Source organism: Plantactinospora sp. ZYX-F-223, assembly GCF_039649625.1.
GTDB lineage: Bacteria > Actinomycetota > Actinomycetes > Mycobacteriales > Micromonosporaceae > Plantactinospora.
On sequence record NZ_JBDJAV010000093.1, the window covers coordinates 1 to 14789 of the forward strand.

The 14789-nt window shown below is 71.0% G+C and carries 10 protein-coding genes; 4 read left to right on the forward strand and 6 right to left on the reverse strand.

Annotation, left to right across the window (positions count from 1 at the left end; all coding sequences use genetic code 11):
• Nucleotides 1-634: IS5 family transposase (locus AAH979_RS41315; protein WP_346263574.1), on the forward strand; the 634-nt coding region annotated here is incomplete at its 5' end.
• Between the two features lie 337 nt (nt 635-971).
• Here the strand turns inward: AAH979_RS41315 and AAH979_RS41320 are convergent.
• Genes AAH979_RS41320 through AAH979_RS41340 form a run of 5 tightly spaced genes read right to left on the reverse strand, consistent with a single transcriptional unit; the run spans nt 972 to nt 10728 of the window.
• Entirely contained in the window at nt 972-1478 is a 507-nt protein-coding gene (locus AAH979_RS41320; RefSeq protein WP_346263575.1) for a flavin reductase family protein, read from the reverse strand.
• A 32-nt stretch (nt 1479-1510) separates the two neighbouring features.
• Nucleotides 1511-2557, reverse strand: a complete 1047-nt coding sequence (locus tag AAH979_RS41325; RefSeq protein ID WP_346263576.1) for an ornithine cyclodeaminase — start codon at nt 2555-2557, stop codon at nt 1511-1513.
• Nucleotides 2554-4002: an aldehyde dehydrogenase gene (locus tag AAH979_RS41330; protein ID WP_346263577.1), complete on the reverse strand. Its 1449-nt coding sequence runs from the start codon at nt 4000-4002 to the stop codon at nt 2554-2556. Before AAH979_RS41330 ends, AAH979_RS41325 begins: the two co-directional genes overlap by 4 nt.
• A 1-nt stretch (nt 4003) precedes the next feature.
• On the reverse strand, nt 4004-5557 hold the full coding sequence (locus AAH979_RS41335) for a 4-hydroxyphenylacetate 3-hydroxylase N-terminal domain-containing protein (RefSeq protein WP_346263578.1): 1554 nt from the start codon (nt 5555-5557) through the stop codon (nt 4004-4006).
• A 17-nt stretch (nt 5558-5574) separates the two neighbouring features.
• On the reverse strand, nt 5575-10728 hold the full coding sequence (locus tag AAH979_RS41340) for a type I polyketide synthase (protein ID WP_346263579.1): 5154 nt from the start codon (nt 10726-10728) through the stop codon (nt 5575-5577).
• A gap of 535 nt (nt 10729-11263) precedes the next feature.
• Between AAH979_RS41340 and AAH979_RS41345 the strand changes: the two genes are divergently transcribed.
• The 3 genes from AAH979_RS41345 to AAH979_RS41355 are packed head-to-tail and all read left to right on the forward strand — an operon-like array spanning nt 11264 to nt 13481.
• Nucleotides 11264-12205, forward strand: coding sequence for an amidohydrolase family protein (locus AAH979_RS41345; RefSeq protein ID WP_346263580.1), 942 nt, complete (start codon nt 11264-11266; stop codon nt 12203-12205).
• Nucleotides 12202-12531, forward strand: a complete 330-nt coding sequence (locus AAH979_RS41350) for a 2Fe-2S iron-sulfur cluster-binding protein (protein WP_346263581.1) — start codon at nt 12202-12204, stop codon at nt 12529-12531. The genes AAH979_RS41345 and AAH979_RS41350 overlap by 4 nt, the downstream gene beginning before the upstream one ends.
• Before the next feature lie 35 nt (nt 12532-12566).
• Nucleotides 12567-13481 carry a catechol 2,3-dioxygenase gene (locus AAH979_RS41355; protein WP_346263582.1) on the forward strand — a complete coding sequence of 305 codons (915 nt, stop codon included), beginning with the start codon at nt 12567-12569 and terminating at the stop codon, nt 13479-13481.
• Between the two features lie 72 nt (nt 13482-13553).
• Here AAH979_RS41355 and AAH979_RS41360 read toward each other — a convergent pair.
• A partial coding sequence (locus AAH979_RS41360; RefSeq protein WP_346263583.1) for an alpha/beta fold hydrolase occupies nt 13554-14789 on the reverse strand: 1236 nt, incomplete at its 5' end.

A 14789-nucleotide genomic window follows, 5' to 3' on the forward strand; every position in this document is an offset into this window, starting at 1 on the left:
CCCGCCCCACGCGACCGTCTACGGCTACTTCGCCGCTTGGAGCAAGGAAGGCATCTTCGCAGAACTGAACTACAACCTCACCGGCCTCGTACGCGACCACCACGGCCACACCATCCACCCCACCGCATCCATCATGGACAGCCAAAGCGTAAAGACCTCCACCAACGTGCCACTGTCCACACAGGGCACCGACGCCGGAAAGAAGATCGTACGCCGCAAACGCGGCATCATCACCGACACCCTCGGTCTCCTGCTGGCCGTGATCGTCACCGCCGCCAGCGCCAGCGACAACACCATCGGCATCGACCTACTCGACCAGGCCACCGCCGCCTACCCCACCCTGACCAAAACCTGGGTCGACGCCGGCTTCAAAAACCGCGTCGTCGAACACGGCGCCCAACTCGGCATCGACGTCGAGACCGTCACCAAGGAACCCCACACCAAAGGATTCAGCGTCGTCAAACGGCGTTGGGTCGTCGAACGCACCCTGGGATGGCTCATGCACCACCGCCGGCTCGTACACGACTACGAAACCCGACCCGACAACTCCGCCAGCATGATCACCCTGGCCATGATCGACAACCTAGCCAAACGCCTCACCACCGAAACCACCCCAACCTGGCGATACGGCTAAACCCACATAACCGACGAAGTACGTGAATCAGACGCCCTCTAACCGGACGTTTGCTTCGCGTTCGCGTCGGTAGCGACCGGGCCGCCGGAACGAATCCTTGAAACCGCAGGTCAGCAGCCGGAATCCAGTTCGGCACCCTACAAGCTTCTACCTCGCGCATGCGTGCGGCGGTGGCACCACCTACACCTACCGGACCTTCATTCCGTCCTACCACGGCGGCGCCGGTGTGACTCTCGAAGTCCAGCGGCGAAGCGAGGTTCACCTGTTGACGACCTGATCGGCAGGTGCCCGGCACGGTGCCGACCCGGCAGCGGGTGTGCACCGTGCCGGTCATTGCTCAGGCTGGCGCTGCCGTGTCGGGACCGGCATGGAACCGCCCACAGTGGAACAGCAACGGAGGGCGGTCGTGGACGCGCCGCACGGACAACAGGCGGCCCACCACGATGGCGTGGTCACCGCCGTCGTACGTGCGCCACAGGGCGCACTCCAGCCAGGCGACGGCGTCACGCACCAGGGGCGCACCGGTGTGTGGGCCGTCGACGCACCGGACCCCGCCGAAGCCGGCCGGACCGCTGGGGCGCATGCGACGGGCGAAGTGCCGCGCGACAGCGTCCTGGTCGGCGGCGAGGACCGAGACCGCGAAGGTCCCGGCCGCCACGACACCGTTGAAGGTACGGGTGGTCTTCTCCAGACAGATCAGGATGAGGGGCGGGTCGAGCGAGACGGAGGCGAAGGAGTTGGCGGTCATCCCGTGCGGATCGGTACCACCGACGGTGACCACCGTGACCCCGGTGGCGAAGGTGCCCAGGACAGGACGCAGCTGCGGGATGTCCAGGGGGGACACCTCGGCACCGGGACGTGGTGACGGCGGTGGCATCAGTACGGCAGGAGCGTGCCGACACCGGTCCGGCGCGCGAGGTCGAGGACGGCGGCGGCGAGACCGATGTCGCTGACCCCCATACCGAACGGGTTGACGACCACGCGGTCCGTGGCGGTGATCGCACGCTTGTACTCGCCGGCGAGCAGACGCGGGATCTCGATGTCGATCCGGCGCGGCCCGTCCGGCGAGGAATCGTCCGGCGAGGAGTCGTCCGGCCCGATCACCCGACCCGCGGCCGCCAACCGGCCGAGCAGACGATGGTCGTCGGCACAGACCAGTTCCCAGTCGTCGACGATGAGGTGGTCGGCGCCGAGCAGCAGCCCTTCGGTGGCGTCGTCGAGCGAGACGTTGACGAACGTCCCGCCAGGCGACACCCAGTCGAGGTCCACGTACGGCTCGGTGGTGGTCGTCGCCGCCACGGTCAGCTCCGCGCCCTCGACCGCCTCGCGGGCCGTTGGCGTCACCCGGACCTGCCGGCCCGTGCCGAACAGGTCCCGGCATCGGGCGGCGAAGTGCTCGGCGCGGCCCCGATCGAGATCGAACAGGCGCACCTCGCGCAGGGCCGGGGTGACCGGAGCGAGCAGTTCGAGGTGCGTCTCGCTCTGCCGGCCACAGCCCAGGATCGCCAGCCGGGTCACGCCGGCCAGCCCCCGAACGGCGGTAACGGCGACGAACGAGGTGGCCGCCGTGCGCAGGGCGCTGATCCGGGCGCCTTCCATGATGCAGATGGGCCGGGCCGTCTCCGGATCGTCGAGCACCACCAGACCGGCCGCTCGGGGCAGCCCCCGCTCCGCGTTCCCCAGCGAGGCGTTGATGATTTTGCAGCCGTACGCCCCGTCTGCCCATCCGGGCAGGATGAGACTGCGGGCGGCGTGCCCGGAGCGGGTCGTCCAGCGCAGGGCCGCCTCGGGGGACAGCCCGGCGGCACCCTTGGCGTAGGCCACCAGGGTCTGGCCGATCACGGCCGGCACGTCGAGCCGGCTGACCAGTCCGGCGACGTCGGCGGCGGTGAGGTAACGGATACCTTCCTCGGACTGGCTCACGGGCGGTCTCCTTCGTCAATCTGGATCACGACGGCCTTGGGCTCGGTGAAGAAATCACGGCTGAAGGCACCGCCTTCGCGACCGATCCCCGAGTCGGCGACTCCACCGAACGGCGCGCGCAGGTCTCGGACGAAAAAGCAGTTGATCCAGACGGTGCCGGCGCGCAGGCGTTTGGCGACTCGGTGCGCCCGGGACAGATCGCTGGTGAAGAGCATGGCGTTCAGGCCGTACCGGGTGTCGTTGGCGAGACGGACCGCCTCCACCTCGTCGGTGAACGGTGTCACGGTCACCACGGGACCGAAGATCTCCTCACGCCACACGGCGGTGTCGGTGCCGACGCCGGTGAGCACCGTGGGCCGCACCGTCCAGCCCTCGCCGTCACCGCCGGTCACCACCCGGGCACCGGCCTCCTCGGCGCGGCGCACGTGCCGGAGGACGGCCTGGTGGTGGCCGGCGGAGGCGAGCGGGCCGAAGCGGGTCGTCGGGTCGGCCGGGTCACCGCCCGGCAGCGCCTCGGCCGCCGCTACGAACCGGGCCAGGAACGCGTCGTGTATGTCGCGCTGGACGAGCAGCCGGCTGCCGGCGAGACAGATCTGGCCGGCGTTGGTGAAGATTGCCTTGGTCGACCAGGCAACAGCCTGGTCGAGGTCGGCGTCGGCGAAGACCACGCTGGCACCCTTGCCGCCGAGTTCCAGGCTGACGGGTGTCAGGTTGGCAGCGGCTGCGGCGGCGACCGCCCGGCCGGTGGCGGTGCCGCCGGTGAAGGTGACCCGATCGACCCGCGGGTCGGTGACGAGCGGCCCGCCGACGGCGTCGCCCGTGCCGTGCACCACGTTGAGCACGCCCGGTGGCAGGCCGGCCTCGGTCGCGAGCCGCGCCAGGATGGTCGCCGACGCGGGTGTCTGCTCCGACGGTTTGAGGACCACGGTATTGCCCCAGGCGAGGGCCGGCGCGATCTTCCAGGTGGCGAGCATCAGCGGGTAGTTCCACGGACTCACCGCGACCACCACACCGGCCGGTTCGAAGCGGCTGTAGGCGTGGTGGCCGCTGTCCATCGGGTAGGTCTCCGCCGCGCCGAGCCGGGCGTGGTCGGCGAAGAACCGCAGGTTCTGCGCGGCCCGGGGCACGTCCTTGCCACGGCTGTCCCCGATCGGCTTGCCCATGTCGCGCGTGTCGGCGAGCGCCAGTTCCTCGGCGTGCTCCTCGACCAGATCGGCGAGGCGGTGCAGCAGGGCACCGCGCCGACCGAAACCCATCCCGGGCCACGGCCCGGAGTCGAAGGCGGTGCGGGCCGCGGCGACCGCCCGCGCGGCGACGCCGCGGTCGCCGGCCGCCGCGGCCGCCCACGGTTGCCGGGTGAACGGGTTGACCGTCGGTGCCGCCGGACCGTCGTCCAGCGCAGTCTCCGTCCCCTCGACCACGTGCCCGAAGTACGGCGACGCCACCTCAGCTCCGCTTCCACAGTTCCTTGCGCAGCGCCCGCAGATCGTCGTACGACTCGAGGTCGGGCACGGTCCAGCCGGAGAGGTCGTACTCGGCCAGGCACTGGTCGGCGAAGCCCCGGTAGCCGTCGAGCTGACCGGTCATCTCCTGCACGGCCACGATCTCGGCGCGCACGTTCTCGTGGTTGCCCGCGAAGTTCCGCTCGTAGAGTTCGTGGCGGCTGCCGAACTCGGTGCCCACGGCGTCCCACAGCAGCTTCATCAGCTTCACCCGGTCAACGGCCGTCTGACCGGCCGAGCCGCGCAGGAAGCGGTCGAGGTAGGGCCGGATCTCGGGGTTCCCGAAGTCTTCCGCACTGGAGTTGATGTAGATGAGGCCGCTGGCGACGTCCTGCTCGATGATCTCCCGGATCCGCGGGTACCCGATCGTCATGAACCACCGGTACGCCAGGCCGTAGTCCAGCCGGGGCAGCAGGGCGCCGTTCTGCCACTGCTGCGGGTTGCGGGCCGCGGCGTCGCTCAGCGCCCAGAACATGTTGCGCCAGGCCAGAACCTCTCCGACCCGGGTCTGCACGCCGCGGTATCCGCCGGTACCCGTCATGTCGAGCGCCTTCAGCAGCAGGCCCGCAATGAAGTCGATCTTCACGGCGAGCCGGATGCAGCCCTGGAACGTCAGCCGCTCCAGGAAGCCGGAGCGCGGCACGAACGTGCTGACCTGCTCCGGATCTCCGTAGAGGAACACGTTCTCCCAGGGAATCAGCACCTTGTCCAGGATGAAGATGGTGTCGTTCTCGTCCAGCCGGCTCGACAGCGGGTAGTCGAACGGGCTGCCCATCATCGACGCGGTGGCCGAGTACGACGGACGGCAGATCAGCTTCAGCCCGGGCGCGCCCATCGGTACGGTCGCCACGAGCGCGAACTCCCGCTTCTTGATCGGTAGCCCGTAGTGGGAGATGAAGTTGAAGTGGGTCAGCGCCGAGCCGGTGGCGACCACCTTGGCGCCACTGACCACCAGGCCGTTGTCGGTCTCCTTCTCCACGTGCACGAAGATGTCCTTCGCGGCGTCCGCGGCAAGGTGACGGTCGACCGGGGGATGCACGATCGCGTGGTTCCAGTAGAGGACCTTCTCCTGGGACTCGCGGTACCAGCGGCGGGCGTTCTCCTCGTACGGCGCGTAGAAGTCCGCGTTGGCGCCCAGCGTGCCCAGGAACGCCGCCTTGTAGTCGGGGCTGCGGCCCAGCCAGCCGTAGGAGAGCCTTGCCCATTCGGCGATGGCAGCCCGGTCGGCGACCAGCTCGTCGACGGTGCGGGGGGTCCGGAAGAACGGGTGGGTGAACCCGGTGCCGCTGTCGGTGGGCGCGGTGACCACGTCGCGGCGGGCCGGGTCGTGCAGCGCGTCGTAGAGCCGGGCGGTCATCCGGGCCGGGTTGGCGAACGCGGGGTGCCTGGTCACGTCGTCGACCCGCTCCCCGTACAGGTAGATCTCGCGGCCGTCGCGGAGGCTCTCCAGGTATTCGGCTCCGGTGAACGGCCGGGTGGTGGGTGTGTCAGTGGTCACGGCAACTGCTCCTCAGGTCAGGACGTCGATTCGGTGGTGGTGCGCCCGGCCGTCGCGAGGTCGGCGAGGTGCCCGGCGACGGCGGTGACGGTCGGGTGACGCCACAGCAGCGTGCTGGGCAGGCTGAGCCGCAGTCCCTGCTCGAGCCGACGCCGGATGGACGCGGCCATGATGGAGTCGAGGCCCATCTCCAGCAGCGGCCGGTGCGGGTCGACGTCGCTCTCGTCCGCCTTCATCTCACCGGCGACGACGGAGCGGACCGCCCGGACCATGTGCTCGGCCAGTTCGGCGTCGTCGAGGTCCGCCCAGGCCGGCGCCGGCGAGTCGAGGGCCGACGACGGCGGCGCCTCGACCGTCACGTCCGCCAGCAGCGCCGGGCGCCGGCCGCCGACCGGCACCGGGATCGGCCGGAGGACGGCCACGAACCCGCTGTCGCGCCGGTGGGCGTGCTCCCAGACCCGGAAGGCCTCCCGCAACGTGATGTCGGCGGTGCCCCGCGCGGCGAGCTCGCCGTCGATGAGCACCGACGAGGTCGACATGCCGAGGCCACGCCACGACGTCCAGGCGTAGCTCGTCACCGCGGTGTCCCCGGCCGCCCGCCGGTGCCGGGCGAGCCCGTCGAGGAACGAGTTGGCCGCGGCGTACGCGGCCTGGCCGGGCAGGCCCAGCAGGTGGCCGGCGGAGGAGAACAGCACGAGGAAGTCCAACGTTCCGGGCGGGAATACGGTGTGCAGGGCGAGCGCGCCGTCGGCCTTGGGCCGCAGCGTACGCGCCAGCGCGGCCTCGTCCACCTGGTCGGCCAGTCGGTTCTCGACCACCCCGGCGGCGTGCACGACACCGCGAACGGGGGGCAGACCGAGGATGTCCGGCCGCAGCGCCTGCCGGAGCGCGTCGGTGTCGGCGACGTCGAGCGCGAGCGTACGGACCGTGACGCCGGCCGCCTCCAGCGACCGCACCACGTCGATGCGTGCCTGCTGCTGCTGATCGGCCTCGTGCCAGCGCTCGCGGGGCGGCAGCGCCGTACGACCGGCCAGCACGAGCCGTCGCGCGCCGCGGTTGACCAGCCACCGCGCGACCTCGAGACCCAGCACGCCGAGGCCGCCGGTGATGAGATAGGTCGCGTCGGACCGGCACTCGAACATGGGCCGCACCGGGGGTCCGTCGAGCGGGGTGAGCCGGGCCACGTGGACGGCGCCGTCGTCGACCGACAGCAGCTCCGGACCGGAGGGCGCGCCGAGGACGGCACGCAGGGCCGGTGCCGTCGCGGCCGTCAGCGCCTCGGGCAGGTCCACGATGCCGCCCATGACGTCCGGGTACTCGGTGGCGAGGATCCGGCCGAGTCCCCACAGCGCGGACAGTCCCAGCGACGCGGCCGAGCCCGCACGCACGCCCCGGGTGACGACCCAGACCCGCCGGTCACCGGGCGGCAGCGCGGCCGTTGCCCGTACCGCTCGGAGAACCTGGGCCGACGCGTCGGCGGCGGTGGTGCCGGGCGGCGGGGCCACCAGCACGGTACCGGGCTGCTGCGGTGTCCGCTCCGCAATCGGCACCTCCAGCAGCCCGGCGAGCGACGGATCTCCGAGGACCACGACGTGGTCCGAGGGCGTGGACGCGGGCAGCGGGATCGGCCGCCACGCCAGGTCGAATGCGAGTCGTCCGGGGCTGGCCTCGGCGCGCGGATCACCGTCGAGCACGCCGTACCGCAGCCCCGTCAGGACGACGGCGATCGTGCCGTCCGGCCCGGTGACGGCGACCTCGGCGGTGTCCACACCGGACGTTCCGGTGCCGGGTCGCGCGTGCACGGTCACCCGCGTCGGTGGCTCGCCGGTCACGGTGACGCCACGGATCGCCGCCGGCATCCGCAGCACCGGTTCGCCGGGGAAGACCACGGACGCGATGGAGAGCGCGGCGTCCAGGACGCAGGCCCAGCGTCCGGCTCCGGTGCCGCCGCCGGGCGCGTCGACCTCGGCACGTAGTCCACCGTCACTGGTTCGCGCCAGACCGGTGACCTGCCAGAAAAATCCCATGCCGCGAACGTCGAGTTCGGCGAGACGCGCGACGACGAAACCGGGGTCTAGTGGAGTGGTCGGGCCGTCCGGGTCGGAGGTCGCGGCCGGCGGCGTGCCGGCAGTACCGGTCCGGGCGGTCGTGTGCACCAGCCAGGCCTCGTCTCGCGGGCCGTCCCCGGCCTCGGGATCGACCAGGCGGGAGGCGAGGTTGACCACGTCGCCCTGGCGCACCACCTGGATCTCCCGCAGCGCGTCGGCCGTCACCGGGGTGCGCAGTGCCACCTCGGTGAGTGCCTCGGCGGACCCCGCCGCCAGGAACGTGCTCAACAGCACCGCCGCCGGCACGATCTCCACGCCCTGCACCGGATGGTCACCGCCGTACGGGCGGGTGGCCGGGTCGAGGTAGGTGTGCCAGAGCTCGACCGGAGTGACCCCGTTGACCACGGTCCGCCCGCCGAGCAGGGTGTGGCTCGCCGGCTCGTGCCGGTCGCCGAGGGCGGTCAGCCGCGGGGTGTTGGTCGCCCAGTAGGAACGGTGTTCCCAGGCGCGCGGCGGCAGCTCGGCGACGTCCTCGCCGGGGTAGATCCCCTCCCAGCCGACCGGTACCCCGGCGCAGTGCGCCGCCGCCAGGCTCTCCAGGAACGTCACCTGGTCGGGTCGGTTGCGCCGCAACGTGGTGAGGACCGTGCCGTCGATCCCTGCCTCGTCGAGCGACTCGCGGATCGAGTGCGCGACCACCGGGTGCGGCGACACCTCCAGGAACGTACGGTGACCGTCGGCGGCGGCGGCGAGGACAGCCGTGTGCAGCAGCACCGGATTGCGCAGGTTCGCCGCCCAGTACGCGCCGTCCCGGGCCGCGCCGTCGCGCGGGTCGGCGAGTGCGGTGGTGTACAGCGGCAACGCCGGCGGCCGGATCACGAGGCCCTCGGCAGCGGCGCGCAGCGCGGGCAGCAGTGGGTCCATCTGCGGGCTGTGGAACGCCACGTCCGAGTCGACGGCGCGCACCGCGACCTCACTCCCCCACTCCGCCATAAGGGCGCGGACCGCTTCCGGCTCGCCGGAAACGACGGTGGAGCTGCCGGAGGAGGCGATCGCCGCCACCACGTCGGTGCGCCCGGTGAGTCGTTCGGCCACCTCGTGGAAACCCAGGGCGACCATCGCCATCGCACCGGCGCCCGCGGCCTGGCGGAGCAGAACCGACCGGCGGCAGACCAGCCGTGCGCCGTCGAGTGGGCTGAGCACCCCGGAGACGACGGCGGCGGCGATCTCGCCGACGGAGTGGCCGATCACCGCCGCGGGACGTAACCCGTTGGCCTGCCAGAGCGCCGCGAGGCCCACCTGCATCGCGTAGATCAGTGGTTGGATCATGTCGACGCCGCGGTATTCGCCGCTGCTCAGCACCTCGGTGGGGGAGAATCCGATCTCGGCGGTGAAGACCGGGTCGAAGTCGTCGAGCACCTTGCCGAACGCCGGCTCCGTCTGGAGCAACTCGCGGCCCATGCCGATCCACTGTGATCCGTGGCCGGAGAAGACCCAGACGGCCGCGCTGTCGGACGGCTCGTGCGTGACGCCGCTGACCGGTGCGTCCGGCCGCCCTTCGGCCAGCGCGGTGAGGCCGGCGACCAGAGCGGGCCGGTCCGCCGCCACTACCGCGGCACGGTGACTGAGGTGGCTGCGGCGTACCGCGAGGGTGTGCCCGACCGCGCCGAGCGGTGTCGTGGCGCCGTCACCGTCGAGCCAGGCGGCCAGCCGGGCGGCGGCCCTGGCCAACCCGGTGCCGCTCGCGGCGGAGATCGGGTAGACGCGGGGCACCTCGGAGTCGGTGCCGACGGCGTCGGCCGGCTTGGGCTCCGACGCCTCCTCGAGGATCAGGTGCGCGATGGTGCCGCCGTAGCCGTATCCGGAGACCCCGGCACGACGCGGCTCGTCGCCGCGCGGCCAGTCCTGGAGTCGGTCGACCACCCGCAGCCCGGTGCCCGCCCAGTCGATCTTCGGGTTGGGTTCGGCCAGGTGCAGGGTGGCGGGCAGCCGGCCGTGCTGGAACGCCAGGACGGTCTTGATGACCCCGGCCACCCCGGCGCCGGCCTCCAGATGCCCGATGTTGGTCTTGACTGAGCCGATCAACAACGGGGTCTGCCGGCCGGATCCCGCACCGAGCGCCACTCCGAGTGCCCCGGCCTCGATCGGGTCGCCGAGCTCGGTGCCGGTGCCGTGCGCCTCGACGTAGCTGACGCTGGCCGGTGGGATGCCGGTCGACCGGTACACCCGGCGGAGCAGGTGCTCCTGGGCCTCGCGACTGGGTGCCATGATCCCGTTGGTGCGGCCGTCCTGGTGGATGCCGCCGCCGCGGATCAGGGCAAGCACCCGGTCGCCGGAGCGGCGCGCGTCGCCGAGCCGCTTGAGCACAATGATCCCGCAGCCCTCGCCGCGGCCGTAGCCGTCGGCGGAGGCGTCGAACGACCGGCTCACCCCGCCCGGCGAGGTGGCGCCCGCCGCGTCGAGGACCATCGTCAGGCCCGGACCGGCCATCAGCATGACACCGCCCGCGAGGGCGAGCGGTGTCTCGTCCATCCACAGACTCTGGCAGGCCAGGTGGATGGCGACCAGCGAGGAGGAGCACGCGGTGTCCACGGCGAGGCTCGGCCCACGCAGGTCGAGGGTGTAGGAGACCCGGTTGGCCACCGCGCAGTAGGCGCTGCCGATCCCGGTGCGCGCCTCGATGCCGGTCAGATCCTCCAGCAACCGGCGGCCGTAGTCGTCGGCACCGACGCCGACGAAGACGCCGGCGTCGTGCTGGGCGAGGGCGCGGGGCGGGATACCCGCGTGTTCGAGGGCCTCCCAGCTGACCTCGAGGGTCATCCGCTGTTGTGGATCCATCAGCTCGGCCTCACGGGGCGAGATGCCGAAGAACCCGGCGTCGAACCCGGCGACGTCGTGCAGGAACGAGCCGCGGCGGTTCACCGTACGCAGCGCTGCCGCGTTGGCCGGGTCCGACCGCAGGTAGTCGTCCCAGCGCCCGTCGGGCAGCTCACCGGCGGTGCTGCGGCCGTCGGTCAACAGCCGCCAGAACTCCGCGGGCGAGTCCACACCACCGGGGAACCGGCACGCCATCCCCACGATGGCGATCGGTTCGGCAGTCGTACCGCTGGCTTCATATCGCACGTTCGGGTCCCTTCCCCGCAGAGAGACACTGGATGACGGAGTCTGTGCCAGGTGACGCGCGGGAAAGCCGACGGTTTCACCTGCGGGTCTTCACAACCCGCGGCATTCGCGAACTCATTGCGGCACCGCGTATGCGCCCGAACCTGGCCAGTGCAGAGCAGAAGGACACGCTCGGTGAAGTCGACCCGAAGGCGTGGCAGCGACTGCTTGATAGATCGCTGGTCTATGCAAATCGACAGTACACCGACCCCAGACAGCGGTCAATATGAGGTGTGATCGAAATCACATTGATTGATGATATTGCCGGCTACTGCTAGCGTCTGGACAACAGCGGCCGATTCTCCGGTCCGCCAATGCATGGGGGAATACCAACCGCGACGCGAGTCCACGATCAAGACTGGACCCGACCCGGCGATCTCGAATCGACAGCGGATTAATTCGCACTCGTCGCCGCACACCGGCACTTGCGCCGATATCGCGTGCCCATTCGCCCGTGCACATTCGAAAAATTGTGGTGCCCGCGGAAGGAACCGACGTGACCGGCACAGAGCGAATCGACGTCCATCAACACATCGTGCCGCCGGGCTACTCCCGCTGGCTCGCCGACAGGGGCCTGACGGCCGGGGGCATGCCGCTGCCCGCCTGGTCGGCCGAGGGGGCCCTGGCCATGATGGACGACCACGGCATCCGTAGCTGCGTCATGTCGGTCTCCACTCCCGGGGTGCACCTCGGCGACGACGCAGAAGCGCGCGACAAGGCCCGCTACGTCAACGAGTACGCCGCTGAGCAGGTAAAAGACCGGCCGGACCGGTTCGGCTTCTTCGCCACGCTGACCCTGCCGGACGTCGACGGAGCCCTGGCGGAGATCGCACACTCCTTCGACGTGCTCGGCGCCGACGGGGTGGTCCTGCTCGCCAACGTGCGCGGCACGTACCTCGGAGACCCGTCTTTCGACCCGGTGATGGCCGAACTCGACCTGCGCGGCGCCGTGGTGCTGATCCACCCGTCACACCTGCCCGGGCCGGGCCTCGACGGCGCGCCGCCATTTCTCGTGGACTTTCTCCTCGACACCGGCCGAGCGGTGCACAATCTGGTCCGGCACGGCGCAATGCGACGCTGGACGCGGATGCGGATCATCCTTTCGCACGGCGGCGGATTCGTGCCCTACGCAGCGCATCGGATGGCCTACGTCCGACGCGACATGGAATTGACCCCGGAAATGTACCTGGCGGATCTCCGGAAGTTCTACTTCGACACCGCGTTGTCCACCAGTCCGGTCTCGCTCCCGTCACTCCTGGCCTTCGCCGACCCGACACACATCGTCTACGGCAGCGACTGGCCATATGCGCCCCTGCCCTCGGTGACGCATTTCAGTAATGAGCTCGACAAGTACTCCGAGATTAGCGACGAGCAGCGCACCGCCCTTTCCCACCGCAACGCCCTCCGGCTGTTCCCCCGGTTCGGCACATCGGGATGACCGGAAGCGTCGTCGTCCTGCCAACCGGGCTGACTGTGCCGGTCGCCGACGGCGAGACGATCCTGGCCGCGCTGGCCCGGGCCGGATACACCCACACCGTCGGTTGCCGGCGCGGGGGCTGTGGCATGTGCAAGGTGGATCTGCGCGCCGGCAGCGTGCGGTACGACGCCGTGGTCGCCGAGTCCGTGCTCGCCGCCGAGGAACGCGCGGCCGGGACCTGCCTCACCTGCCGTGCCGTCCCGTGCGGCGATGTCGTCGTGGAGCTGCGCCAGGACCGGCTCCGCCGTGCCAACCCCTTCCTTCCACGTACGCCAGGACCCGCCTGACGGACCGACCCGCCCCGGACGATTGGAGCCACAGCATGGGTGTACTGAGAATGGGTTACGTCCACGCCCGCGTGACCGACCTGGAGGAGGCCAAGCAGCACTACGGCGACACGATGGGTCTCTATCCCGTTCTCGCCGAGGACGGCAGGGCCTACTTCAAGGGCTGGGACGAGTGGGACCATCACTCGGTCGTCCTCGAGGAGGGCGGCGTCGGCGTCGCCAAGTTCGGCTTCAAGGTCGCCGACCCGGCCGACATCGGGCGTTTCGAGGACCGCGCGACCCGCTTCGGCTGCACCGTGTCGCGCATGTCCGCCGGGGAGAACCCCGAGGTGAGCGACGGCATCCGGATCGTGCTGCCGTCGGAGCACGTCGTCGAGCTGTACCACGGAATGACGGTGCTGGGCACCGAGGTGGGCACCCACAATCCGGAGGTCTTCCCCCGACACCTGGTGGGCATCGGCGCGCCGCGCCTGGACCACGCCCTCATCACCGCCGAGGACGTCAACCTGATGGAGCGGTTCTTCCGGGAGGTCCTGGGCTTCTACCCCAGCGAGCGCCTCGCGACCTCGCTCGACGCGGACGCCGACTGCATCGCCACCTGGATGACCGTGGGCAACACGGTGCACGACATCGCGATCCTGAAGGGGCCGAACGCCAAGCTCCACCACTTCGCGTTCGAGCTGAGCAGCTGGCACGACATCCTGCGAGCCGGTGACCTGATGGCGATGGACGACGTGCCGGTCGACGTCGGGCCGACCCGGCACGGTATCACCCGCGGGCAGACCATCTACTTCTTCGACCCGTCCGGCAACCGCAACGAGGTCTTCAGCGGCGGCTACGTCGCCTATCCCGACCGGCCGTGCGTCACCTGGACCCCGGACCAGCTGGAGAAGGGCATCTTCTACATCAGTCGCGAGGTCAACGACCGGTTCACCGCCGCGCTGACCTGACCCTGACCGACACCCCCGGAAGAGCCCCGCCGTACACCGGCGGGGCTCTCTGGTGTGGTGGCCGGCCATCGCTCAGCCCTGCGTAAGCCAGGCGTCGACGGCCGCGGCGGTGGTCGCGACGTGGGCGCGTTCGAGCATCGTGAAGTGGTCGCCGGGTACTGTCACCGCCTCGTGCGGATGCGGCCAGCTCGCCCGCTCGGTCTCCGTCGGCACTGCCGGGCCGACCGGTTCCCGAGCGTATACGAGCAGCGTGGGAGCGGAGATCGCGACCGGTCTGAGATCGAACTCCGCGTACCGGGCGCGGGCGGTGACCCAGGCGTCTCCCCACTCCTCGCCGAGCCGGTCCTGGGTGCTGGCCCGGTCGAGCAGATGCCGGGTGATCGCCGCCGACCAGACCGCGTATTCCTCGCCGGAACGCTCAGGCCACCAGCAGGTGTCGAGCATGACCAGGCCGGCCTTGTCCCACCGCTGCGCCAGCGCCGCGGCGAGCTGCCCGCCGGTGGAGTGCCCCACCAGCACGACCGACCCGGTCGGCGCCTCGGCCTCCAGCACGGCGTGGTGCAGGTTGACGAGCGCGTCGAGGTCGGCCGGCAGCGGCTCACCAGGCCGGAAGCCGGGCAGGGTCAGTACCGACACGGACGCGGCGGACCGTAGCGCGGCGGCGAGGCCGGCGTACTGGTACACCGAGGGTTTCCAGGCGAACGACGGCAGGCAGACGAGGTGCGGTCCCGGACCGCCGGACGCGGCCAGTCGCACGAGCCGTGGCGGGTTGGTGACCTCGCCGGCGCTCCGGAACGAGGGTCGGAAAGCGGCCATGCCCCGGATCAGGGTGTCGACCCGCTCGGCGTCGCCGCTGTGGTAAGCCCGCAACACCAGGGCGCTCAGCGAGTCCTCGGTGCCGCCACCGGCCAGAGGCCGTGGGGCGGGCGTGTGCGCGGGACCGGCATCGAGTTCCCGGTCGAGGTGTTCGGCGAGCGCGGCCGGTGTCGGATGGTCGAACGTCAGCGTGGCCGGGAAGACCCGACCGGTCCGGGCACCGAGCCGGTTGCGCAGCTCGACGGCGGTGAGTGAGTCGAAACCGAGCGAGCCGAACGGCGCGTCCGCGTCGACGTCCTCGGCGTCGCGGTGGCCGAGGACGGCGGCCACATCGGAGCGGACGACCCGCAGCAGCCGCTCCCGGCGCTCGCCGTCGTCGAGGCCGGCGAGCTGGTCTGCCAGCGTCTGCCCGTCGCCCGTCACGGCCGCCTTGCGCGGACGGTGGATGGGCCCGCCGCGCCGGAGTCCCTGGAGCAGCGGTGTGGTGTGCGC

Excerpts from the sequence above, each read along its gene's own strand:
- AAH979_RS41350 (WP_346263581.1), top strand. The coding sequence starts at position 12,202 with ATGACCGGAAGCGTCGTCGTCCTGCCAACCGGGCTGACTGTGCCGGTC.
- AAH979_RS41355 (WP_346263582.1), top strand. The coding sequence starts at position 12,567 with ATGGGTGTACTGAGAATGGGTTACGTCCACGCCCGCGTGACCGACCTG.